Origin of the sequence: Enhygromyxa salina (assembly GCF_002994635.1) — a bacterium.
Lineage (GTDB): Bacteria > Myxococcota_A > Polyangia > Nannocystales > Nannocystaceae > Plesiocystis > Plesiocystis salina_B.
In genome coordinates this window covers 1-22,565 of record NZ_PVNL01000108.1, presented here as the reverse complement: position 1 = coordinate 22,565, position 22,565 = coordinate 1, and the positions used below count along the sequence as shown (strand labels likewise).

At 70.0% G+C, this 22,565-nt stretch carries 20 protein-coding genes and 1 rRNA gene; 4 read left to right on the top strand and 17 right to left on the bottom strand.

Translation table 11 applies throughout. The features are described 5' to 3' along the window. Position 1: 1 nt before the first annotated feature. Positions 2–118 (top strand): 5S ribosomal RNA (gene rrf / locus ENSA7_RS26825). Positions 119–314: 196 nt separating this feature from the next. On the opposite strand, the gene ENSA7_RS26820 is transcribed toward rrf, so the two are convergent. The 15 genes from ENSA7_RS26820 to ENSA7_RS26750 all read right to left on the bottom strand — a co-directional run bounded on the left by ENSA7_RS26820 (position 315) and on the right by ENSA7_RS26750 (position 15,031). Then, positions 315–1,493, bottom strand: a complete 1,179-nt coding sequence (locus ENSA7_RS26820; RefSeq protein ID WP_106092202.1) for a hypothetical protein — start codon at positions 1,491–1,493, stop codon at positions 315–317. A 192-nt stretch (positions 1,494–1,685) separates the two neighbouring features. Further along, positions 1,686–2,804, bottom strand: a complete 1,119-nt coding sequence (locus ENSA7_RS26815) for a hypothetical protein (RefSeq protein WP_106092201.1) — start codon at positions 2,802–2,804, stop codon at positions 1,686–1,688. Between the two features lie 68 nt (positions 2,805–2,872). Next, on the bottom strand, positions 2,873–3,364 hold the full coding sequence (locus ENSA7_RS26810) for a hypothetical protein (protein WP_106092200.1): 492 nt from the start codon (positions 3,362–3,364) through the stop codon (positions 2,873–2,875). A 112-nt stretch (positions 3,365–3,476) separates the two neighbouring features. Next, positions 3,477–4,553, bottom strand: coding sequence for a hypothetical protein (locus tag ENSA7_RS26805; RefSeq protein ID WP_106092199.1), 1,077 nt, complete (start codon positions 4,551–4,553; stop codon positions 3,477–3,479). A gap of 3 nt (positions 4,554–4,556) precedes the next feature. After that, positions 4,557–6,182: an FAD-dependent oxidoreductase gene (locus tag ENSA7_RS26800; RefSeq protein ID WP_106092198.1), complete on the bottom strand. Its 1,626-nt coding sequence runs from the start codon at positions 6,180–6,182 to the stop codon at positions 4,557–4,559. 4 nt (positions 6,183–6,186) lie between these two features. Beyond that, a complete protein-coding gene (locus ENSA7_RS26795) occupies positions 6,187–7,815 on the bottom strand; it encodes a polyamine aminopropyltransferase (RefSeq protein ID WP_106092197.1) in 1,629 nt (542 codons plus the stop codon). Further along, on the bottom strand, positions 7,812–8,051 hold the full coding sequence (locus ENSA7_RS26790) for a DUF350 domain-containing protein (protein ID WP_244923920.1): 240 nt from the start codon (positions 8,049–8,051) through the stop codon (positions 7,812–7,814). The genes ENSA7_RS26795 and ENSA7_RS26790 overlap by 4 nt, the downstream gene beginning before the upstream one ends. After that, positions 8,048–8,248: a hypothetical protein gene (locus tag ENSA7_RS26785; protein ID WP_106092196.1), complete on the bottom strand. Its 201-nt coding sequence runs from the start codon at positions 8,246–8,248 to the stop codon at positions 8,048–8,050. The genes ENSA7_RS26790 and ENSA7_RS26785 overlap by 4 nt, the downstream gene beginning before the upstream one ends. A gap of 13 nt (positions 8,249–8,261) precedes the next feature. Beyond that, a complete protein-coding gene (locus ENSA7_RS26780; protein WP_106092195.1) occupies positions 8,262–9,602 on the bottom strand; it encodes a DUF4178 domain-containing protein in 1,341 nt (446 codons plus the stop codon). Positions 9,603–9,623: 21 nt separating this feature from the next. Next, positions 9,624–10,397: a DUF4178 domain-containing protein gene (locus ENSA7_RS26775; RefSeq protein ID WP_106092194.1), complete on the bottom strand. Its 774-nt coding sequence runs from the start codon at positions 10,395–10,397 to the stop codon at positions 9,624–9,626. Positions 10,398–10,460: 63 nt separating this feature from the next. Further along, positions 10,461–10,859, bottom strand: coding sequence for a hypothetical protein (locus ENSA7_RS26770; RefSeq protein ID WP_106092193.1), 399 nt, complete (start codon positions 10,857–10,859; stop codon positions 10,461–10,463). A gap of 72 nt (positions 10,860–10,931) precedes the next feature. Continuing rightward, positions 10,932–11,786: an HTTM domain-containing protein gene (locus tag ENSA7_RS26765; protein WP_106092192.1), complete on the bottom strand. Its 855-nt coding sequence runs from the start codon at positions 11,784–11,786 to the stop codon at positions 10,932–10,934. After that, complete coding sequence (locus tag ENSA7_RS26760; protein WP_106092191.1) at positions 11,783–12,379, bottom strand: hypothetical protein; 597 nt, start codon at positions 12,377–12,379, stop codon at positions 11,783–11,785. The genes ENSA7_RS26765 and ENSA7_RS26760 overlap by 4 nt, the downstream gene beginning before the upstream one ends. 33 nt (positions 12,380–12,412) lie before the next feature. Next, the gene (locus ENSA7_RS26755) at positions 12,413–14,083 is read right to left on the bottom strand and encodes a radical SAM protein (protein WP_106092190.1); all 1,671 of its coding nucleotides are present in this window, start codon (positions 14,081–14,083) and stop codon (positions 12,413–12,415) included. A gap of 42 nt (positions 14,084–14,125) precedes the next feature. Continuing rightward, positions 14,126–15,031 carry a radical SAM protein gene (locus tag ENSA7_RS26750; protein ID WP_181234147.1) on the bottom strand — a complete coding sequence of 302 codons (906 nt, stop codon included), beginning with the start codon at positions 15,029–15,031 and terminating at the stop codon, positions 14,126–14,128. 99 nt (positions 15,032–15,130) lie between these two features. Here ENSA7_RS26750 and ENSA7_RS26745 point away from each other — a divergent pair, with 99 nt between their 5' ends. The 3 genes from ENSA7_RS26745 to ENSA7_RS26735 are packed head-to-tail and all read left to right on the top strand — an operon-like array spanning position 15,131 to position 20,324. Beyond that, the gene (locus tag ENSA7_RS26745) at positions 15,131–18,646 is read left to right on the top strand and encodes a carbamoyltransferase C-terminal domain-containing protein (protein ID WP_146158163.1); all 3,516 of its coding nucleotides are present in this window, start codon (positions 15,131–15,133) and stop codon (positions 18,644–18,646) included. 1 nt (position 18,647) lies between these two features. After that, positions 18,648–19,544, top strand: coding sequence for a DNA-3-methyladenine glycosylase family protein (locus ENSA7_RS26740; protein WP_106092187.1), 897 nt, complete (start codon positions 18,648–18,650; stop codon positions 19,542–19,544). Positions 19,545–19,577: 33 nt separating this feature from the next. Continuing rightward, positions 19,578–20,324, top strand: a complete 747-nt coding sequence (locus ENSA7_RS26735; protein WP_106092186.1) for a hypothetical protein — start codon at positions 19,578–19,580, stop codon at positions 20,322–20,324. A 39-nt stretch (positions 20,325–20,363) separates the two neighbouring features. On the opposite strand, the gene ENSA7_RS26730 is transcribed toward ENSA7_RS26735, so the two are convergent. Together ENSA7_RS26730 and ENSA7_RS26725 are read right to left on the bottom strand one after the other, a co-directional pair. Then, positions 20,364–21,161, bottom strand: a complete 798-nt coding sequence (locus ENSA7_RS26730) for a hypothetical protein (protein WP_106092185.1) — start codon at positions 21,159–21,161, stop codon at positions 20,364–20,366. 64 nt (positions 21,162–21,225) lie between these two features. Then, a complete protein-coding gene (locus ENSA7_RS26725; RefSeq protein ID WP_106092184.1) occupies positions 21,226–22,260 on the bottom strand; it encodes a 3-oxoacyl-ACP synthase III family protein in 1,035 nt (344 codons plus the stop codon). Between the last annotated feature and the right edge of the window lie 305 nt (positions 22,261–22,565).

Genomic DNA, 22,565 nt, shown 5'->3' with positions numbered 1-22,565 from the left:
TTCTGGTGGTCATGGCGGAGGGGCCATACCCGATCCCATCCCGAACTCGGAAGTCAAGCCCTCCTGCGCCGATGGTACTGCAGGGGTCACCCTGTGGGAGAGTAGGTCGTCGCCAGATCTATGCCCCCGAACACGCAAGTGTTCGGGGGCTTCTTTATTGGTTCTTCGTGGGGATTCCGTGGTTGTTCGCGGGGGTGTGGGTGTCGACGGGGCAGCGCGCACGGGCTGGCCGCGTCGGTCAGCAGCCCCGAGGTTGACGGGGAAGTGCGGGTTGGCTTTGTTTTAGACGCGCCGAGACCGTGGTCTCTCGGGCTCTACAACAGGTCGGCGCGCAGCTGCTTGACGGTGTCGAGGTCGGTGCGGCGGACGAGGAGCGAGGTGGGCAGCCACCAGCCGAACAGGTGATAGAGCGATCGGTGGTGTTGGCCCTGCAGCGCGACCGGCTTGGTCTGGAGCGCAAGGGCGAGCGCGAGAGCTTGCGCGCCGGGGACGTCGAGGTGGGTGGAGATCGCGACGAGATCCGGCTCGCGTAGGCGCAGGCGCAGCTCGTGACCCAGGTCGAGCGCGATCGCGGCGAGGAGTACGGCCGTGAGCGCGGGGAGCTGGGCTTGGCCGAGGAGCACGACCGCGAGCATGAGCAGCTCGGTGCGCAGCAGGGCCCGGCGAAACAGCGCCTGGGCGTCGCGGACGAGCGCGGCGGGGTCGGCCCGTGGAAACGCTCGACGCCAGCGCTCGACGAGCAGCGTGGGCCGGGTGAAGGCGAACGCGAGGGCGGCGGTGAGGGCGAGCACCAAGGCGAGCTCGAGGGTGGTGTTGGTGGGGATCGTCAGGCCGACGAGCAGCGGGGCGAGACCCACCAGCTCGACGGCGACCACGCCGCCGCTGGGGACAGCGAGGCCGAGGCCGAGGTCTTGGGGGTGGGCGCCGTCGCTGCTCAGCGACGTGCGACCGAGGGCGCTCGCGCGGGCGGGATGCGCGAGCCAGACGCCAGCGCCAACGACCATGACGAGCAAGATGATGAGCGCCTGCGTGGGATCCTCGGCGGCGAGGGTGTCGACGGCCAGCGGCCTGATCAGCAGCGCCAAGAAGGCGAGCGAGATCCCGTGGCCGAGACCCCAGCGCCGGTTGGCGGCGTGGAGCCCAAGCACCAGCGGGAGGCCGACGCAGCGGGTCAGGATCACCGCGAATTGCGAGGCAGGGACGAGCTCGGGCGTGACGCGGACAAAGGTCAGCGCGCGCACGACCAACAACAGCAGGGCCAGGAGCAGGGCGAGCGTTCGCAGGCGTCGTCGGCCGTCGACGGTGTGGCGGAGCGGGCGGCCGACAGGGAGCGCGAGCGCACCGAGTTCGACGACAACCGCGGCCGCGACCAGCGAAGCGAGCGCGGGCTCGAGGCTGAGTTGGCCGAAGTTCACCCTGAACTGCTCGACGCCGGGGACACTGACGCTGACGGCAGCAAAGCCGACCAGCGCGCCAGTGAGCACGAGCGTCACGCCAAGACGGGCGAGCGCGGGCCAGACGAAGGGTCGATCCGTTGCGACTTCGGGTGCGTCTTCGCCTGGTACGAGCGAGCCACCACAGCTGGGGCAGTTGGCTTTTGGCTGGGCAAACTCAGCGGCGAAGCCATGCCGCAAGCGGAACGGGCACGCGCGGTTGGGACATTGCCAGGGAACCCCGGCGGACACTCAGGCCCCGCCAGACGCGCTGGCGCCGGCCTTGCCGCTGACGCTGGCGCTGGCTTTGACGCTGACGTTGATCTTGACGCTGGCCTGGGCCATCGCGCCGACGGCCGCGGTCACGCAGGCGACGGCCTTGCTGCCGGCTCCGCTGAGCTGACCCTTGAGCTTGGCGCCGCTGTCGATCACGACCTTGATGTCGCCCGCGAGCTGCTTGGACAGCCGCAGCTGAGCCTGGATCAGGGCGGGCAGATTGGCCTTGAGCGTGGCGACGAGCTTGGTCATGGCCTCGGCCTGGGCCGAGGTGGTGACGTCGAGCTTGGGCGGCTGGCAGCTGGCGCGGAACTTGGCGGAGGCCTCGCAGTTGGCGGCGCAGTCGGCCTTGACCTTGGATTGCTCGACCTCGACGTCGCAGCGGGGAGCCTTCCAGGTGCCGTCGCACTTGGCGTGGCAGGTGGCGTCGCACGAGCCCGAGCAGGTGCCCTTGCACTCGCCGACGCAGCGACCCTGGGCATCTTTGGCGGAGCACTCGCCCTGGCACTCGCCGGTGCAGGTGCCCTCGCACTGACCGGTGCAGGTGCCCTGGCAGTAGCCCGAGAGCTTGGCCGGCTCGCACTCGGCGACGACCTTGCCGGGGTCGACCTCGAGCCCGCACTCGGCGTCGCAGCTGGCCTTGAAGTTGGCGTCCATCTGGCAGCGCGGGGGCTGGTAGCTGACCTTGATGGCGGCGTTGGCCTTGACGATCGCGTCGATCTTGGCGGCGACGGCGTTGCACGGGGCGCTGGCCGAGTCGGCGGCGCTGCCCTGCAGCTCAGCGGCGGAGACCCCGAGATCCTTGCCCATCTTGACGCACGCGGCGGTGACGTTGGCGTAGGCTTGGTTGGCGACGCGCTCGATGTCCATGCTGGCCTGCACGAACGCGGCGATCTGCGCGTTGAGGGCGGCGTCACCGGTGAAGCTCGCGCCGATCACATTGCCGCTGCCCCACTCGGGACACGCGACGGACTTGGCCGCGCCGTCGATCGAGGTCGGGATGGTGGTCGGCAGGCTGATGTCGCAGGCGAGGCCAGTCAGCAGCGCGACGACAAACGCGAAGACGTGGAGGCGGAGGCGGTGGAGCGCGGTCACGGGCGTATTCGTATCACGGGCGGCCACGCTGCGGGCCGCGGTGTGAAGCTGGCCTGATACGGTTCGGCTCAGTTGAAGAATTCAGCCGCGAACGTGGCGTCCTGTGAGCAGGGGAAGCCCTCGAGCTCGGCACAGTCCTCGCCCGTGCAGGTCACGGTGGTGATCTCGTGCCCGTTGGCGACGGTCTCGGACGAGAACTCGCCCTCCCAGCGCACGTGCATGTGAAACACCGCGTCGGTGCCCGGGAAGCCCGAGCTGCCGACCTCATACTCGGCGCAGTAGAACGCCTCACCGTCGATCTCGCACAGCGCGTCTTCGGCCCCGAGCTCGATCTGAAACTCGTCCCCGTCGTCGTAGTCGAGGATGAAGGTGGTGAGCGGGTCGGGGATCTTCACGTTGTTGCAGGTGTTGCTGACGATGCTCTGCTCCGCGTAGGTCCAGGTCCCCGAGCGCGGGATGAAGGTCGCGGGCTCGTCGACGGTGCAGGCGCTGGCGAGCGCGGTCAGGCAGGTGCACGCCGCGAGCGCGACGAGGGTGAGACGACGGGGGATGTTGGTCATGGCAGCGGCTCCGGGTCCCATTGAACCACCGCGCGCGCACGGGCGACAGCTCGATGCGCAGCATGGATCTACCGGCCACCCTGTCGCGATCGGGGCGGCGTTGCAGGATGCCTCAGGTCGGCTTGGTCAGACCCAGCTGCTCGGCGAGCCGGGGGTTTTGCGGCCCCACTCGCCAGATGTAGCGATCGAGCACGTAGTGGGTCGCCTGCGGGACGCTGAGCAGCGCGACACACAGCGCCAGCCCGAGCTCGCCGAGCTCGAGCTGGCCGTGGCCGAACAGGCTCACGTGCTCATGCCAGACCAGGCGATCCCAGAGGGTCTCTTCGGCGAAGGCGAGGACCGCGAGCAGGCCGTAGAACGCCGCGACCGTGACCGCCAGCGTGGTCGAGCTTGGCAGCCGCCGGGTGACCAGCTCGCGGCCGCCCGTGATGAAGACCAGCGCCAGGTACGGGAGCCCGTGGATGAACACGTTGGTCAGCGTGAACACCCGGCCATCGTTGAACCACACGATCCCGAGGTTCCAGCTCAGGGCCGTGAGCGCGACCAGGATCGGGACCATGGGGTGACCGACGCCCCGCGCGGCCAGCTGCGCGCGGCGAGCCAGGAACACCAGCAAGATCGGGACCTGGGCCCAGACCGCGACCCGGCCGACGACAGCTGGGAGCCCGGCGATGAAGTCGTCGGCGAGAAACCAGGTGAACCGACGCGGGAGCTGGGTGTGCCACCAGATCACGGGACCGGCGGTGCTGGCCCAGACCGCGAGCTTGGCCAGCGCTCGATCGCGCGGCCCAGTCTCGCCACCCGCGCGCAGGTACAGGATCACGAAGCCCTCTTGTTGCTTGATGAAGTGAAACACCGCGACGTAGGCGAGCGCGCCCCAGAACAGCCGCGGCGAGACGGCGTGGGCCATGAACGCGAGCAGGAACACGACGATGGGGGTCCAGCGCAAAAGCTGGGCGTGGCGCTGGCGGGCCGCTGGATCGAGGTAGGTCCGGTACAGCGAAGCCCAGACGTGGGCGACGTCGACCAGGACCACGCCGAGGATCCACAGCGCGAGGCTGTCGTCTTCGCGCGGCTCGAGCTGCAGGCCCACACCCAGGGCGAGCAGCAGGGCCAGGGCGCCGGGGACCACGAAGGCGCCGAGATCAAAGCTCGGTGAGACCAGCCAGCGATGGGAGGTGGCGGGCATGGGTCACGCGCGGCCGATCCGATCGAGCGCCCAGTCTGCGGCATCGATCGCGGCGTAGAAGGCCTCTTCGAACAGGGGCAGGCCGCCGACATCGGTCGCGCACGCGCGGACACAGCCGATCGGCGCGCGGGCGAGCTCGAGGGCGCCGCCAAACAGGTGGCCGGGGACCGGGCGGATCATCGCGTGGCCCCAGCGGTGGACGTGCAGGGCGCTGAGGTGGCGGCGGATCCCCGGGTGCATGTGCTCGAGGGCGCCGAGCACCTGCTCGGACAGGCCGCGGGCGTCACTGCCGAGCAGGTGCGCGCGATGCTGGGCGAGCCCGGCGGGGTCGTCGGCCACGAGCGGCTGGTAGTAGGTGATCACGGCGCCGCCCTCGATCGCCCGGTCGCGGCCCTCTTGATGGGTGGCGACCACGTAGCCGAGGTTGCGGGCGGCGGGATTTTCGATGATCGGGACGTTGTCCCACGCGAGCGTGGCCCCGACCCCGCCGGGGGGCTCGCGCAGCTCGAGGTTGGCGACCAACCACGGGGCGTAGGTGAGGGCGTCGGCGGACAGCGGGTCGCGGTCGCGGGGCAGCACGTGGCGCAGCAAGAACCGCGGCGCGGCCCACAGGATCGCCTGGGCCTCGATCGAGATACTGCGCTCGCTGGCGAGGTCGCGGACCCGCAGCTGGCCGCGCTCGGGATCGATCGCGTAGACGATGTGGTCGGTCTTCAGCCGCGCGCCCAGATCCACCCGCGCACGCAGGCTGGCGATCAGCTCACCGTTGCCGCCGGGCCAGGTCAGCAGCGGATCTTCGCGGGTGTCCTCGAGCCCGCGCGCCAAGAAGTGGTGGAGCCCGGCGAACGCGGAGGTCTGGGCGAGCGTGCAGCCGTAGTCGTCGCGACACGCGTAGTCGACGTACCAGCGCAGCCGCCAGCTGTCGAAGCCGTGCTCGTCGAGCCACGCCGCCATCGAGAGCTGGTCGAGCCCGCGCAGGCGGGCGGAGCTGCGCCGCACGGGCAGCCGGAACAACAGCTCGCCGTCGTGATCGCGGACTCGGTCGAGCTCGCGCAGCTGATCCCAGAACCGTTCCCACTGCTGCTCTTGCGCGGGGGTCTGGCCGTCGCTGGGGTACAGGCCGGGGTGCCAGGTCCCGGCGTGAAAGTGGCGCTCCTCGGGGGCCGCACAGATCGCCGTGCTGCGATACTCGGGGGTGCCGTCGTGCTCGTAGCCGACGAGCAGGTCGAGATCGGTGAGCAGCTCGAGCAGCTCGCTGCACTCGCGCGGCGGGGCCGGCAGATAGTGGGCGCCCATCGGGTGGGGCGAACGCGGGAGCACGCCGCTGCGGGCGGTGCCGCCGATCTCCGGCTCGAGCTCGAGCACGATGAAGTCGTCGAGCCCGAGCTTTTGCAGGCGCCAGGCCGCAGAGAACCCGGCCGCGCCGCCGCCGACGATCACCACGCCGGCCCGGATGTGGGCGTCGATCGGCGCGTCGAGCAGCGCGGCCGAGCGCAGCAGGTGTCCGCGCTCGGGGCTCTGACCGGTGAACCTCGGCGCGGCGCTGCTCGGCTTGTCGTCGCGGTTGCAGCCGAGCGCGAGCGCCCCAAGTCCGCTCGTGCGCAGCAGCTCACGCCGGCTCAGGCCCACGCGCTCAGCTCCCGGCCCGCCGCGTCAGCGGCCCAAAGCTGTGCAGATCCTGATCGTAGTAGTTGACCAGCATCTGGGTATCGAGGCGGTTGATCTCGACCTCGCGCGGGCGCTGGTCAGCCGGGAACGCGAACAGCGTGGGCACCAGCTCGGGCGACAAGAACCGCAGCGCCTCCGGCTGCGGCAGCTCGAACGCCAGGCCAGGCGGAGGCCGCAGCGGGCTGCGAGCCGCGAGCGTGAAGCCCCAGTCGCCGAAGCTCGGCACGTGCGCGTGGTAGGGCAGGGGGTGCATGTCGGCGGCGTCCAAAGTCGCGACGATGCACCAAAACGCGCGGGGCGACAGATACGGCGAGGTCGACTGCACGACCGCGACGCCGTCGGGGGCCAGCACCGCGCGGACCAGCCGGTAGAACGCCCGAGTGTAGAGCTTGCCGAGCGAGAGGTTGTTGGGGTCGGGCAGATCAATGACGACGATGTCCCAGGGCGCGAGCCCAGCCTCGCCGCCGCCGCCGCCGCCGCCGCCGCGCTGTTGCTCGAGCCAGCGCATCGCGTCGGCGTTGTGCACGACCACGCGGGGATCGGCGAGCGAGTCGGCGTTGAGCTCGGTCAGGGCGGGGGTCTCGCGGAACAGCCGGGTCATCTCCGGGTCGAGATCGACGAGGTCGACCCGATCGACGCCGGGGTAGCGCAGCAGCTCGCGCACGGCCAGCCCGTCGCCGCCGCCGAGCACCAGCACCCGGCGCGCGGGCCCGCTCGCGAGCTGCTCGCGGGCGGCGAAGGCCGGGTGGACCAGGCTCTCGTGGTAGCGGTGCTCGTCGGCGCTGGAGAACTGCAGGTTGCCGTCGATGTACAGGCGGACGTCGTCGCTCCAGCGGGTGATCGTGAGCCGCTGGTAGCGGGTCTTCTGCGAGAAGATCACCGGTGACTCGTAGAGCTGCCGCTCGCCGAAGGTCTCGATCTCACCGCCGACGATCAGGCACGACAGGGTCCCGAGCAGCACGATCAGCGCCTGCGCGGTGACCAGGCGGGGCCGGACCAGCTGATCCACGAACGCCCGCGCCGACCACAGCGCGACCGCGGCATTGAGGCTGCCAAACAACAAGCTGGTCCGGACCAGCCCCAGCCACGGCAGCAGCACGAGCGGAAACGCGATGCTGGCCAGCAGCGCGCCGATGTAGTCGAACGCCAGGACCCGCGCGACGAGATCCTTGAGCTGCTGCTTGCCCGGCATCAGCCGCATCAGCAGCGGGATCTCGAGCCCGACCAGGGTCCCAATGATGATCAGGATCGCGAACAGGACCGGCCGAATGTCATCGAGGACCGAGAAGCCCAGGAACAGCGCCGGGGCCGAGAACCCGCCGACGACGGCGATGATCAGCTGCACGTGGACGAAGCGGTTGACCAGCCGATGCTCGACGAAGCGGCTCAGCCACGAGCCCAGACCCATGGCGCTGAGGTACACGCCGATCACCAGCGAGAACTGCGTGACCGAGTCGCCCAGCAGGTAGCTGGCCATGGTCGCGGTGATCAGCTCGTAGACCAGGCCGCACGTCGCGACCACGAGCACGCAGAACAGCAACAGCCGGGTAGACGGCGAGGGCGCGGCTACCGGCGCGTCGACGGGCTCGGTCAACCGGAGACCGCGGCGCTGATGATCAGCGAGATCCCGATGATCACCGCGCCCAGGATGATGCCCAGCGAGGTGTTCTGATCATCCTCGATCTCCTTGCGGATCGAGAACGGGGTGAGCCACACGATCAACAGCCAGAACAGCCCGAAGATCAGCAGCCCGAGGACGGAGTAGATCGCGGCCGACGCGATCGCGGAGACGTCGACGATCTCCTTGGCGAGTAGGAACATCATGGTCATTTGCCTCCGTGGTAGCCACCGAGAAAGATGTAGTGCGGCCGGCGGATCGTGGCGTTGCCGCTGCCTGCTTCTTGGGTGTCACGCTGGACCTTGCCGCGCTCGGGCGTGGTCGTGAGCAGGGCGCCCCGCGGGGCCTCGAACATCAGGAGGCCGAGGCTGGTAACCGACAGCAGGACGTAGCTGGCTTTCATGAGCATGGGATCGGGGCTCCTAACTCTCCCACGAGGACGTGGCGTGATCACTGTTGGCCCAGCGCTTGGTCTCGAACCCGAGCTTGCGCGCGAGGTTGAGGGCCGGGAACAGCACGATGATGAAGAAGGGCAAGAACATGTAGCGGCCGAGCGGCACGTCTTGCCGGATCGTGAATTTGAGGGCGTCGGCCGGATCGCCGGAGCTGTCGAGCTGGGTCTGGACCTGCAGCAGGTAGGACCCGCCGTCGACCCCACCGACGGTCACCCGGCGCGGGTTGGTGCCCTCGCTCCAGCTCTCGCCCTGGTCGACGCCGCTCCACGCGTCGGTCTCGAGGCCGACGGTGATCGCCTCTTCGGAGGTCATATCGACCAGCATGACCTCGGCGTAGGCCCACGAGTTGTTCATGCCCTGCGCCACCAGCTCGAACTCGAGGGTCGTCTTGCGATCGGCGTCGCCGATCTCGAGCTGCTCGGTGAGGACCTCGCCGGGCGTGATGCTGCCGGTGTAGACGACGGCGTTCGTGCGCGCGCTCGAGTAGAAGATCAGCGCGCCGATCCAGGTGACGAACAGCAAGATCGCCGCGACGAAGTAAAACTTGGACTTGTACGGGTTGATCTCGGCCGGGTGGATGCCGCGCTTGTCGGGGGCCGGGCCAGCCATGCCGAACGCGGTCCAGACTTCCTGGGGCTCGATCGGCTGCATGCTCGTGAAGTTGACGTCGACCCCGTCCTCGCCGTGCTGCACCTCGATCGAGAGCATGTTGGGCGGACACACGTAGTCGTTGGCCTGGGCCACGTCGTTGACCAGCACCTGCCACGGGAACTCGCCCTCGACGTAGGTCACCCGCGCGTTGCCGGTGGTGAAGTGCTTGTAGGTCTCGCCGCGCCAGGTCGCGGTCGGCGTGCCCCCCGGCAGCAGCTCCGGGGCGCCGAGCAGCGGCCCGCCCAGGCCCCACACGCCGTCGCTCATCTGATAGATCAGCCAGCGGTAGCCCTGGTAGGGGTTGAACAGCAGGAACTCTTGCCAGGGGTAGGTGACGCCGTCGGACACGACCTCGCGCCACATGATCCCGAGGATCTCCCAGGTCTGGCCGCCGCCGTGTTCAGACAGGCGGGCCGGCAGCGTGCCGCGCTTGTGGAGCGGCAGCATGGAGGTTCGGTGCTGGCGCTGGGCCTGCTGAACGACGTCGAGGTTGCCGTCGTCCTCGGGCTTGCAGACCGTCCCACAGTAGGCGCAGGCGACCTGCTCGACGCCACCGAAGCCGCGCAAGGTGATCGGCGCGCCGCAGGCCGGGCACTCGATCGCGCCGGTCTTGGCTTCCTCGCGGAACAGCTTGGTGGGCGGCGCTGGGTGGTTCACAGAGGTCCTCGCAAAGGCCTGCTAGGCCGGTGGTCGAGCGGGCTCCCAGCCCTCGAACCGACGCAGCGGGAACAGGCCGATGTCCCGCAACGTCACGGCGCGCCCGAAGTAGGGGATCGGCTGGTCGTGGTCAGGATCGTTGCCCCAGTCGAGGCTCGCGAACTCCTCGCTGTAGCCGCGCAGATCTACGCCGTAGAACTGCATGCCTGGCTCGGCGCGAAACGGCAGCAGCCCCTCGGCGCCCTTGTAGGCGGCGCCGCGGCGATCGACGACGACGAGCATCCGCCCGGCCAGGCGGATCGGCTGGCCAGGGCTGAGCTCGTGGAAGCTGGGCACCCGACCGGCGACCTGGTTGGGATCGATCGGCTTGAGGATCGAGAACTGGTTTTGGGCGTCGGCGAGCCAGCCGATGGTCCCGTCGGCGAAATTGAGGAACCACTCGTTCCAGGTCCCGCGCTCGTACTGAACCTGCAGGCGCCCGTCGACCACGAACGGGACGTTGTCGAGCTTGCCCTTCGAGTGCAGCAGGACCGGGCTGCCGTTGTCGATCAGCGCGCTGACCTTACCGATCAGCTGGACGTCGACGCCGGAGCGGACGACGGTGCTGTCGCAGTACTCGCACACGGCCGAGACCGCGGTGCCGCGCAGCTGGACTGGGGCCCCGCATTCCGGGCAGAACACGGGCTGCTCGGTCGAGAGCTGGTTGCCGCCCCCGTGCCCGGAGTGGTCCCCGGGGTGCCCCGGCTGGCCATGGAGGACCTGCGCGTGGGGATCATGGTGGTCGGGCGGCGACATTCGCGAGCGCGACTATGCCACACGCGACCGGAGCCGGCGAGGGGCGCGCCCACGCGCGGGTTGTCAGCGCTCTTCGTCCTGCCCTGCGGGGCTTTCGGCCAGAAACTCGGGCGGCAGGCCGTACGCGCCAGCCTCGGCCCAGCGGCTGCGAAGGGCGACTGAGACCGACGCGCCGATCAGCTCCTTGCCAGTCGGCGCGCGACACAGGTCAATGAGGATCTCGTCGCGGAACGCCCGCAGCACGCTGTCCATCGTGATCCAGACCCCGTCGCCGCTCGGGTAGCGCTCACGCGGGATCAGGGCCATGACCTCGTCGAGGTAGCGCTCGCGTCGGGCTCTCTCCTTGCTGACGAACAGCTGCGCCGCGCCCTTGGCCTCGAGGCCGCGCAGCCGCGAGTGGGACGCGAGTAACCTGGCCAGCATCCGACTCAAGAAGAAGGGGTCGTCCGCTTCGGTGTCCACAATGAAGACCCTAGCGCGGCTGCAGCCGCTGATCGACGCCGAGACCGGCCCGAGAAAACTTTGCTGCTCTTCTCACCTTGGGCCACCTGGGGCCAATCGTCGCGCCCACTCGGGGGGAATGAACAATAGGTAGAAGCAGGCCATCTGCAGGCTGAAGTAGATCAGCTGATCCATGGTCACCGCGACCACGAGGTGCAGGCCGAGGCCGAGCACGAACGCGAGCGGGCGCAGCTTCTTGACGCCGAACAAGATCGGCGCGAGCAGCTCGAACCACAGCGCGAGCTGCTGCTGCACCGTCCACGCCCAGTGCGGCAGGGTCCGCACCAACCACGCCGCGGCGTCGGTCATGTAGATGCCCTGGACCTGCATCCACAGCACGTCCTCGCCGCCCCACCAGTCGCCGTTGAGGGTCTTGCACAGGCCCGACGCGAAGTACTGGGACACGACGAGGACCTGCAGCATCCGCGTGGGCCAGGCTCGCTGGACAGGCTGCGAATCAGGCATGTCGGGCTCGGGGGCGATCGCGAGGATGAACAGGCCGATCACGAACAAGCGGTTGATCGTGAACGCGGCGATCGGGTCGACCAACAGGGCGTGAATGGCCGCCGCCACCAACACCCACACGACCACCCGGCGGGCGTAGCCAAAGATGAACGCCAACAGGCAGCCAAACACGATCGCGCCGACGAAGGGCAGGGCCGACGCGGGCAGCAGCGGCAGGTGAGGGGCGTTGATCGGATCGAGCGAGGCCGGCGGGTGGTAGCCGGCGTCGGTCAGCCACTCGTCGGCGCTGCGGGCCCAGGCGACGAAGTAAATCAGCAGGGTCCACGCGAACGCCTGACGAAACGCGGCGAGCGGCGCAGGATCGATCGGCGCGTGCCAAAAGCGGATCCACGCGCGCCCGCAGGTGTCGAGCAGCGGCTTCATGGGTCGTCGCCCGCTCCTTCGGCGAGCAGCTCGTCGACCCGGTAAGTCACGATCACCCGACGGCGCTGGGGTGGGACCTCGAACCAATCAGGGTGGACCCAGCCGTGCTCGGGCGGCTGCTCGACGCTGGGGATCATCCACGCTCGCGTGAACCGGATCGCGTCGGGCCGGGCCTGCTCGGGGTGCGACTTGGCGTGCTGCTCGATGATCCAGCGGGCCATGTGCCGGGTCTTGCGGCTGGGCTTGGCCTGCCACGCGCCGAGCAGTCGGTGCATCCGCGTGCGGCGACCGAAGGGCTGCAGCTCGAACAGCTCCGACTGATCGAGGGTCTCCCACTGCAAGGTGTCGGCCCGGCGAACCTGGACGTAGTAGCTGCTCCAGCCCTCGGGCTTGTGGGTGAACAGGCAGGCGATCCCGTGCAGCTGGCTGAGCAACCCCGGCGATCCAGGCAGCGGGGCAGGGTGCACCGTCGAGCGCGCAAACATGGGCAGCAAGAACGCCAGCAAGAAGCCCGCGACCGCGACGCGATCCTGCCAGCGCGGGGCGGGGCTGGGCGTCGGTGGTTCGCTCGTCTCGATGACCGGCGCGGACATGCGGTCCCCGACACTCGTGGCGCAGAGGCCAGCTCAGGGCGCGGCGGCGCCGACTCCCGCCGCAGGGGCGCGGGGAGCCGGGCGCAGCAGCGCTGTGATCGCCAGCGCGAGCTTGCGCTTGGCCTGCTCGTCACCGCGCCCGAACGCCCACTTGCCCGAGACCTTGCCCGCGTCCGAGATCAGCAGGTGCAGCGTCGAGCTGGCGCGATTCGGGCCGATGAAGTGGACCGTGGCGCCGCGACCTTGGGGCTGGCAGCTGTCGAGCTGCCAGCCGACGATCGAGCCGTGCTCGTTGCGGTGCCCGGCGATCCGCCGCAGCCCGGCCATGATCGCGGGCGCGATCCCGGTGGCGAGCTCGGGGGTGGGCAGCCCGCGGCGCTGGGCGAAGCGCTGGGCGCTGGGGGCCACGCGGACGCCGTGGTTGGCCGCCTCGCCGCCAAGCACGACGGCCATGCGCTCGACGACGCCGCCGAGCAGCTCGATCACCTGGGCCTCGGACACGCCAGACCACGAGTCGACGCGGGCCACGAAGTCGCGGTGCTCGGCGTCGCCGCCCCCGGGTGCGTCGCGAGGCAGGAAGGTCAGCTGCGCGCGGCCGCCATCTTCGTGAACCCAGGTCTGCCGGGCCCAGCGATCGAACTCGCTGTCGTTGGCGCCGTGCAGGTGCCAGCCCGCGAACCGCTCGCGGACCATGGCGACCAGCGCCGCGTCGATCTGATGGATGAAGGTGCGCTGCTCGGGGTCGCTGCGGCGCAGCTTCTCGCGGCTGACGGGCAAGAATTGCTCGGTCCCGCGGCGCTTGGCGTAGAGCCCAAAGAACCCGTCACACCGCCGCTCGAACACGCACGAGCCGCACGAGTCGAGCTTGAGCTTGTCGCTGCGCTTGTCCTCGTACTTGTCCCACGCGACCACCGACAGCTTGCCGGGGCCCTCGGCCGAGACCGTGTAGGTCTTGTTGCCGCCGTGGTGAATGCGGTGGGCCCAGTCGGGCAGCTGGCAAAACGGCAGGTTGCCGACGTTGATGTTGAACCCTGGCGCCTTTTGATCGAGCCCCTCGAACATCTGCCGCATCACGCGACCGAGGTCGGCGTAGTCGGGCATGATCCCGTCGAGGTAGTCCTCCGTGCGCACGCCCGAGTCGCGCGGCCGGACCATGTCGAGGTGGACCTGCTGGATCGGGTACTTGCTGACCATGTCGGGCAGCTTGACCAGCGAGCGGTAATTTTGCTCGACCACGCACATGTTGCACGAGATGTACTGGCCGAGCTCCGTCAGGGTCTCGAGCCCCGCGATGATCCGATCGAACGCGCCGGGCTTCTTGGTCGTGAAGTCGTGGGTCTCGCGGTCCCAGCCTTGAATGCTGATCCGCCACTGCAGCTTGTCTTTGCCGATCTCCATGATCCGATCGACGAACGCCTGCTTGTCGAGGCGCACGCCGTTGGTGAAGATCACGATCGTCGAGAACCCCAGCTCGATCGCGTACTCGACGGTCGGAAAGAAGGTCGGGTGGATCGTCGGCTCGCCACCCATGATCGTGGCCTTGGTGATCCCCCGCTTGCGGGCCTCGTCGAACTTGGCCTTGACGTCGTCGAGCGGCGTCGGCTTGGCCATGCGCAGCTCGGTCATCTGCCCGCTCACACAAAAGACGCAGCGGTTGTTGCAGACGTGGCTGAGCTGGATCTCGAAGCGCTCGTTGGGTTCCATGGTGACCGCGGGCGATGCCCAGGGGATGCTACCACGCGCCCCTCACGGGCAGACGGCCACCGGGCGCAGCTCGCTGGTGCCAAACAGCTGCTGGTAGGCGGCCCAGGTCGTCGGGCAGACCGGGGCGAGGCTGCACTGTGCGCACTGCGGCGCGTGGGGACGGACCTGGCGATGGTGGGTGGCGAAGCTCTCGTGGCGGCGATGCAGATCGACCACCCGGACGTCGACGAAGTCGCGGGCCGTCTCGGCGGCCGGGCGATCTTCGGGATCCAGCTGACACAGCGGCACGGCCTCGGTCGACGCGGCCAGGCCGAGCGCGCGGGCCCGGGCGAGCGCAGCGCGGATCGCAGGGCCGGCGTCGTCGAGCCTGGCCAGCACCTGCGTGCGCCACTCGCCGTCCACGCGCACGGGCCGGGTAAAATTGAGCTGAACCCGCGACAGGCCCAGCGCGGCGACCAGCTCGACCATGGCCACGAGCTCGTGGAGGTTGGCCGCGAGCACGGCGACGCTGACCAGGTGACCGACCTGCGGGCGCGCGGCCAGCGAGCGCAGGCCCGCGAGGGTCTGCTCAAACGCGCCGTCGTCGGCCGAGATCGCGTCGTGGGTCGCGGCGGTCGCTCCGAACAGCGCGACCTCGAAGAAGTCGACGCCCGCGTGAACCAGGCGCTCGAGGTAGTCCGGGTAGCACAGCAGCCGACCGTTGGTCTGGATCTGCACGAGTCGGTAGCCGATCCGGCGGGCGGCGCTGGCGAGCTTGGCCAGCTCCGGCCGCAGGGTTGGCTCGCCGCGCATGATCACCAGCTCGTCGCAGCCGCCGCGTCGGGCTTCTATGATCTCGGCCAGCGCCTGCTGGGGCGTGCGGGCGTCCGCGGCGGGGACGTCGGCGACCGTGCAGTGCGCACACGCGCTGTTGCAGCGGGTCGTCAGGCGCAACATCAGGCGAGCCACGCCCGGATCCTGAAGTCCGCCCGCCCGCGGGTCAAACCTGGGTGATATGTTCGCGGGCCACATGCGCTGGGCTTTGAATTCACCGCAGGGGTGTCGCTCATGAGCTGGCGCGACCCGTTCCCGCTGACCGTCGACCTGGCTGATAGTTTGGCCGCGGCCGGTCCAGGCGCCCAGCTCGACGCGCACCTGAACGCCGTCGCCGATCGCAGCGCAGCTGCCCCGGTCGCCCCCAGCGCCGCGAGCGAGACCGCGCAGATGTACTGGCTCGGGGCGCTGCTGCACGGTGAGCTGCTCGCGTTCCTGGGCATGCGCCCGCGCGCGTCGACCATCACGGTGATCTGTCTCGAGGCCGCGCCAGGCCTGGCGTTGCTCGACGCAGAGGGCCAGCCGCTGGCGCTGTTCACCGACGTGGCCACGCTCGCGGACGCCGAGCTGCTGGCGCTGGCGAGCGAGCGGCCGGTGGTCCTCGCGGGTCCGGCGGATCGACTGTGGGCGCTCGCGCAGCTGCTCGAGTCGCGGGCTGTCTCGCTGCAGACCCTGGCGGTGATCGTCGAGAACGCGCCCGTGTTGCCGGGCGCGGCCCGGCTGCTGCACGAGCGGTTCGCGGCGCCGGTCGGGGAGGGCCTGCGGGCGCCCGACGGTGGCTGGCTGGCGATCACCCGGACCCACGGCGAGCTGCTCGAGCCGGTCCGTCCGCGCGAGCAGCTCTACGCCACCGGCCAGAGCGGCGACCAGCTGGCGATGGGCCAGTGGGGCTTGCTGGGCAGCATGCGCGACGAGGCCCAGCTGGTGATGTCGGTCTGGGCCCGGCTGCGGGCCAGTCGCGACGGGGTCGTCGGGATCGAGCTCGGGGTCCCGGCGACGCCGCTGGGGTCGAGCGTGCGACCCGAGCTCGACACCACGGATCTGCACGACATGTTAGGCACGCTGCCGGTGTTCGCCTACTGCGTCAGGTTCGAGCCCAACGACGCGCACCACCTCGACATCTCGATCGTCCCCGGCTGCGATCTCGACCAGGCCAAAGCCCAGATCCTCGCGTCGATCGCGATCGGGATCGAGCAGCTCGCGGTCGTGTTCACAGCGCCGGGCGTCGAGTTCATGGGCATGCGTGTCTACGACGCCCGCGGGATCGGCCGTGATCGCGCGGTCGTGGTCTGGGGCGGGGCGCCGGGGTCCGAGGCTCGGCGCGCGGCCTGGCGCGAGGTCATCAGCGCGGCGGGTGGCGGCGGTCGGCGGGTGCGACTGCTCGACGCCGACACGGGTGAGGCCCGCGAGGGAGTGGCCGGCGAGGTCGCGGCCCAGCTTCGCCGCGAGCGCGAGCAGACCCCCGACATCTTTGGCACCGGAGACACGGAGTGGTCGGTCTACGTGGGCGACGCGACCGGCGAGACCGCGCATCACGGCCACGGCTGGATCTCCTTGCTCGAAGGCGATGACGCCCGCGAGCCGATGCTGATCGCCGGGGTCGACCGCGGCTATGTCAGGGCGCTGCAGCAGCTGTTCGAGTCGGGCACGGTCGACGATCGGCTCGCCGAGATCACCCTCGAGGGGATCGATCTTCAGGCCTACTCGCGGCCGATGCTCGGGCGGGGCCGCGCGGCCGCGGACGATCGGCGCCCGCTGTGGGTCGACGAGACCCGCTGCGTCGGCGCGGGAGACTGCGTGCGGATCTGTCCAACCCACGCGATCACCATGGCCGGCGAGCCGGCGCGCCCGGTGATCGATCCGGGCGCGTGTATCCGCTGTCAGCTGTGCTCCGAGCGCTGCGAGTCGTCGGCCCTGCGTCCCCTGGTGTCGGACGACGCGGCGATCCGCGGGCACGAGCTGGTCCGCGAGGCCGAGCTGCTGCGCGGCGTCCGAACCCGCGCGCGCCCCCGCGTGCTGGCGGGCAAGCTGACCGAGCCACCGCCCGCGCTGGATCGCCGCCGCGCCCCCGCGGTGGTCGAGAAAGCTGGCGATCGCAAGCCCAGCGTCGTGCTCGGGCTCGCAACGGTCACGCTGATGGAGCACGCCGCCGCGCTGTTGATCGACGGCGAGCTGGTCAGCGCGATCGAAGAGGAGCGCCTGGCCCGGGTCCGCCACTACACCTGGCAGCACCCCGAGCGACCGGGGACCTCGCTGTCGTCGGACATCGCGCTGCGGCTCGAGGACGCCTGGCCGCCGCGGGCGATCGACGCGGTCCTGCGCACGGCCGGCCTGACCATGGACGACGTCGACCTCGTCGCGATCAACGGGATCCCGGCGCGGTTTCGGCAGAGCTTCGCGGGTGGCGGCGGCTGGCGTCCGCCGCCCGTGCTGCGCGCCAACTCGGTCGTGTTCGTGCCCCACCACATGTCGCACGCGGCCTGCGTGTACGGGCTGTCGGACTACGACGACGCCTGGGTCCTGTCGATCGACGGCCGCGGCGACTACGAGACCGCGACGATCTGGCGGGCCCAGGGCCACGATCTGCAGGTCGTCGACGCGGTCCCGTGGCAGCCCGACTGCTCGTTTGGCGGCGTCTACGAGACCGTCACGCGGGTGCTCGGGTTTGGCAGCCACGGCCAGGGCTCGACCATGGCGCTCGCGGCCCTCGGGCAGCCGCGCATTGATCTGTCGTCGTGCATGAGCATGGGCGACGACGGCAAGCCCGTGCTCTCGGAGTGGGCCGCCGAAAAGTTGTTCGACCGGTTCGCGCGCGGCCGCGACGAGCCGATCACCGATGATCACCGCGACCTCGCGGCCTCGATCCAGCAGGCGCTCGAGACCACGGTGGGCGACTACCTGGCCCACCACATCGGCCCGTCGCTGCAGGGCACGACCCAGAACCTGGCCGTGTGTGGGGGCGTCGCGCTCAACTGCAAGATGAACGGGGTCCTGCGCGACCGGTTCCAGCCTGCAGACATGTACGTGCCGCCAGGGGCCAACGACGCGGGCACGGCGATCGGCGCGGCGATCATCGGTCACCGCGAGCTGACCGGCGAGCTCCCGCGGCTCGGGCTCGGCCACACCCACCTCGGGCCCTCGTGGTCCGACGAGGCGATCGCCGCCGCGCTCGGGCGCATGCGCGTGCCGTTCACCCGGATGCGAGACGTCGGCGGCGAGACGGCCGAGCTGATCGCGGCCGGCAAGATCGTCTGCTGGTTTCAGGGCCCGATGGAGTTCGGCCCCCGGGCCCTCGGCGGACGCAGCATCAACGCCGATCCGCGCCGCGACGATCTCAAGCCCCGGCTCAACGCCATGAAGTCGCGCGAGCCGTGGCGGCCGTTTGGACCCTCGGTGCTCGCGGGCCGCCAGAGCGAGTGGTTCATCCAAGACTGGGACAGCCGCTTCATGTTGTTCGCCGTCGACGTGCGGCCGGAGAAGCGCGAGCAGATCCCGGTGGTCGTGCATTACGACGGCAGCAGCCGCCCGCAGGTGGTCCACGCCGAGCACCACCCGCGCTACCACGCGATGATCTCGGCGTTCGAGCAGCGCACGGGCGTGCCGATGGTCGTCAACACCAGCTTCAACCGCGGCGGCGAGGCGATCGCCTGCAATCCGGTCGAGGCCATGCGCAGCTTCGTGGGGCTCGGCGCGGACGCGATCGTGCTCGGCGACAGCCTGGTGTTGCGCGAGCAGATGCGGCGGCGCTGACGTGGACGGCGAGGCCCACGGCGCGCGGGTGTTCGCGCTCGACCGTCCCTACGACCTCGGCCGCAGCCTGCAGCTGGGTGAGCTCGGCCGCAAAAATCCAACCGTGCGGTGGGCGAGCACGACCGAGCTGATGCGCGCGCAGTGGACCCCCGAAGGTCCCGCGACCTTTCACGTTCGGGTGTTGCCCGGAACCGTGGAGGCCGCGGCGTATGGACCCGGGCATGGGTGGGTGCTGGACCAGCTCGAGGCCCACCTCGGGCTCGACGATCACCCGCCGCCGTTCGCCGACAAGCTCGGTCGGGTCCAGCGCAGGCTGCCGGGCGTGCGCATGGGTCGGACCCTCGACGTGTTCGAGCTGCTGGTCAGTCAGGTTATCTGCCAGCGCGTGTCGTTTCGCGACGTCATCAGCACCCAGCTCCACATGCTCCGGGTCCACGCCCAGCCCGCGCCCGGGCCCTTCGATCTGCGGCTGCCGCTGTCGGCCGAGCAGTGGTGCACCCTGACGACCGCGGATCTGGCGGAGTTCGGCCTCGACCGCAAGCGGGCCAAGACCGCGCTGGGCCTGGCCGCCCGGGCCAAGCGGATCCGCGGGTGGACGGGGCTGCCGCACGAGCAGTTCGCCGCGCGGATCGAGGCGTTCCCGGGGATCGGCCCGTGGACCCGCGCGATGGTCCAGGGGCTCGGCCTCGGCCACCACGACGCGGTCCCGCTCGGCGACTACGTGCTCCCGTCGACGATCTCGTGGTTCTTCGCCGACGAGGCCCGAGGCGACGACGCGCGCATGCTCGAGCTGCTCGAGCCACACAAAGGCCAGCGGTTTCGCGCGATCCACCTGGTGTGGGCGGCCGGCGTCCACGCTCCCCGGCGGGGTCCCAAGATCCGTGGTGTACGGCCGTAGTCGGGCCGTACAGCCCTGGTAGAGTCCGGACACATGCCCACGGTCGACGAGGAGCTCGAGCGGATTCGGCGGTTGCTCGAGGGCGCGCATGAACGCGGCCTGGTGGGTGCGCTCGGCGACGAAGACAAGGTCGAGGGCCACCACAACCCCGGCGCGCATGGGGCAGGCGAGCTCGAGCCCGACGACGAGGGCATGCTGTTCGTCGAGAGCTTTCGCAACGTGACCAGCGTCCCGCGTGGCTTCACCCGCGGTCGCAACCGCCCGCGGCCGCTGTCGCTCGTGACCACGGTCGTGATCCACCAGACCGCGGTGGGCGGCGGCTTTGGGCTCAGCGCGCGGCTGCTCGCGCGCCACCAGGGGCAGGCGTTCTCGGCCCGTCAGGACCGCTACCGCGACACGCCCTACCACGGGGTCTACTCGCCGATCGACCGCGCGAGCGTGGTCCAGTGGCCCGCGTGGGTTCACAGTTTTCATGGCAACGGCGCCAACGACTACAGCGTGGGCTGGGCCTACGATGGCAAGCTGCCCGGCGATGTCCTGGATCTGCACGGCGCCCGCTCTGCGCTGCGCCACTTCGTGACCGCGATGCGCGAGGTCGGCGTCGGGCTGCGCTACGTCGAGGCGCATCGCCAGCACTCGAACCAGCGCGGGGGTGATCCGGGCGCTGGGATCTGGTCGTTGGTCGTGCGTCCGTTGCTCGACGAGCTCGGCCTCGAAGAGCGGGCCGACCACACGACCGGCTCGGGTCTGAAGCTGCCCAGCGACTGGCGACGGGCGTGAGCGGACTCGAGCTGGGGCTCGGGCTCGGGCTCGGTCCGGTCAGTCGCGGATGCTGACGCGCCAGCGTTGCTCAGCTGGCGCCCAGGTTCCCAGCCATTGGTCGCCCGACTCCCAGTCGATCCACGGATCATCCCAGGCGATCACGGGTGAGCCAGCTACGAGCTCGACCCGCTCGATCTGCTCGGGCGGCCACGCGCGCGGTTGCTCGTGGTTTGGGTCGAGCGCCCAGCCGAGCTCGCGCCAGCCCGCGCCGCCGCCGTCCGAGCACCAGACCGCCGCGGTGCGGGTCTGACCGCTGCCTGCGTGGATCGAGCCGGGCCGTGCGGCGCAGACCACCAGCTTGTCGTCGTCGGCGTGGGCGCTGACGATCCCGAGCGGCCCGACGCAGACCTCCGGCGCCTCGAGGGCAGCGGGCCAGTCGACCTGGCCGAGCCGCGCGTGGACCAGGCAGGTGATCGGTGCCCGCAAGAACGCAACGGGGAGCTCGGGCAGCGGCGGTGACTCCGACATGGCGCTGCCGTCATCAACCAGCTCGAGGGTCGCGAGCAGCTGGCGAAGGCCGCCCAGATCTCCGCGGAACCGCCAGCGCCCGCCCGGCTCGGCCCACTGGGTGATCCGGCGCAGCTCGAGCGCCGGCGTCTGGGGGTGGGCCGCCTGCCACGCGGCCATGATCTCGACCATCTGTGGGGTCGTGGCGGGGCTGTGCTCGAGGCTGACCCACCGCGCTCGCGGGGGGTCGGCGAACACATACGCGTGACCGCGACGCGCATGGTCAGCGCCCTCGTCGAGCGACCACAGCAGGTGCAGCTCGGCTCGGGCGAGGGCTGTGGAGGGCACTAGCGACGCCTCCGCGTGTGGATGAATTCGATCAAGCGCCCGCCACCGATCTCACCGATTCATCCTACCAATCAATGATCGCCGAGCCCCAGGTGAAGCCCGAGCCGAACGCCGCGAGCGCGATCTTCATGCCCGGCCTCAGGGTCCCGTCACGGACGGCCTCGGCCAGCAGGATCGGGATCGTCGCGGCGGTGGTGTTGCCGTAGCGCTCGATGTTGTGCAGCACCTTGTGCTCGGGCACCTTCAGCAGCTTGTTGGCGACGTACTCGTTGATCCGCTTGTTGGCCTGATGCAGGACGAACAGATCGACGTCCTCGACCCTGGTGTTGGTCTCGCCGAGCGCCTGCATCAGCGAGCCCGCGAGCTTGGTGACGGCGTGCTTGAACACCGTCTTGCCGTCCATCTGCGCGAACAAGGTCAGGGGAGGGATCCGGCCGAAGCCCTCGTCGTCGAGCTCGACGAACGGAAATTGGCGGATGTCCCAGATCTTCTGGGCGAGCACGTCGGCGCACGAGCCGTCGGCCCCCAGCCAGATCCCGCGCACGCCCTTGTCCGCTTCGGTGCCCTCGAACACGGCGGCCCCGGCCCCGTCGCCAAACAGCGAGGCCACCGTCCGACCGCGGGTCGACAGATCGAGCGCGTGCGAGTGGGTCTCGGCGCCGACGACGAGGACCCGCTTGCACTGGCCCGACTCGATCATGGCCGTGGCGACCTGGGTGCCGTACAGAAAGCCCGAGCACTGGTTGCGGATGTCGAGGCAGGGTACGTACTTGATGTTCTGCCCGGCGCACAGGCCGAGCTTGTCTTGCAAGTACACGCCAGAGCCCGGGAAGCAGTGCTCCGGGGACAGCGTCGCGAACACGATCATGTCGAGGTCGTGGGCCGCGATCCCGGCGGCATCGAGCGCCATCTTGCTCGCCTCGAGCCCGAGGTCCGCCGAGCCCACGCCATCGGCCGCGAACCGACGCTCGCGGATGCCCGTGCGCTGCTCGATCCACTCGTCCGTGGTCTCGATCTCGTACTCGCGGACGAGATCGTCGTTGGTCACCACCCGCGGCGGCACATAAAACCCAGTTCCCGAGATGTATGCGTTGGTCACGAGGCGTCCGTGGTGGCGGAAAATGTATCACCAATGCACGCGTGCGCCGATGCGCACCGAGCTTCGCACGGGGTCATGGCTAGCCCCCTTGCAGGGCAGCCCAAGGGGAGCGAGCGAAGCGAGTGACCGCGCAGTGCGAAACCCTCTGTGGGGGGTCATGGCTAGCCCCCTTGCAGGGCAGCCCAAGGGGAGCGAGCGAAGCGAGTGACCGCGCAGTGCGAAACCCTCTGCGGGGGTCATACCAGAGCCCCCTTCTAGGGGGCCAATCATACCCCCGCGCACAACCAGCCCACGGGGAGCGAGCG

Coding starts and splice junctions, on each gene's coding strand:
- ENSA7_RS26760 (WP_106092191.1), bottom strand. CDS start 12,379: ATGTCCGCGCCGGTCATCGAGACGAGCGAACCACCGACGCCCAGCCCC.
- ENSA7_RS26785 (WP_106092196.1), bottom strand. CDS start 8,248: ATGCTCATGAAAGCCAGCTACGTCCTGCTGTCGGTTACCAGCCTCGGC.
- ENSA7_RS26790 (WP_244923920.1), bottom strand. CDS start 8,051: ATGACCATGATGTTCCTACTCGCCAAGGAGATCGTCGACGTCTCCGCG.
- ENSA7_RS26775 (WP_106092194.1), bottom strand. CDS start 10,397: ATGTCGCCGCCCGACCACCATGATCCCCACGCGCAGGTCCTCCATGGC.
- ENSA7_RS26735 (WP_106092186.1), top strand. CDS start 19,578: ATGCCCACGGTCGACGAGGAGCTCGAGCGGATTCGGCGGTTGCTCGAG.
- ENSA7_RS26765 (WP_106092192.1), bottom strand. CDS start 11,786: ATGAAGCCGCTGCTCGACACCTGCGGGCGCGCGTGGATCCGCTTTTGG.
- ENSA7_RS26810 (WP_106092200.1), bottom strand. CDS start 3,364: ATGACCAACATCCCCCGTCGTCTCACCCTCGTCGCGCTCGCGGCGTGC.
- ENSA7_RS26745 (WP_146158163.1), top strand. CDS start 15,131: ATGAGCTGGCGCGACCCGTTCCCGCTGACCGTCGACCTGGCTGATAGT.
- ENSA7_RS26805 (WP_106092199.1), bottom strand. CDS start 4,553: ATGCCCGCCACCTCCCATCGCTGGCTGGTCTCACCGAGCTTTGATCTC.
- ENSA7_RS26755 (WP_106092190.1), bottom strand. CDS start 14,083: ATGGAACCCAACGAGCGCTTCGAGATCCAGCTCAGCCACGTCTGCAAC.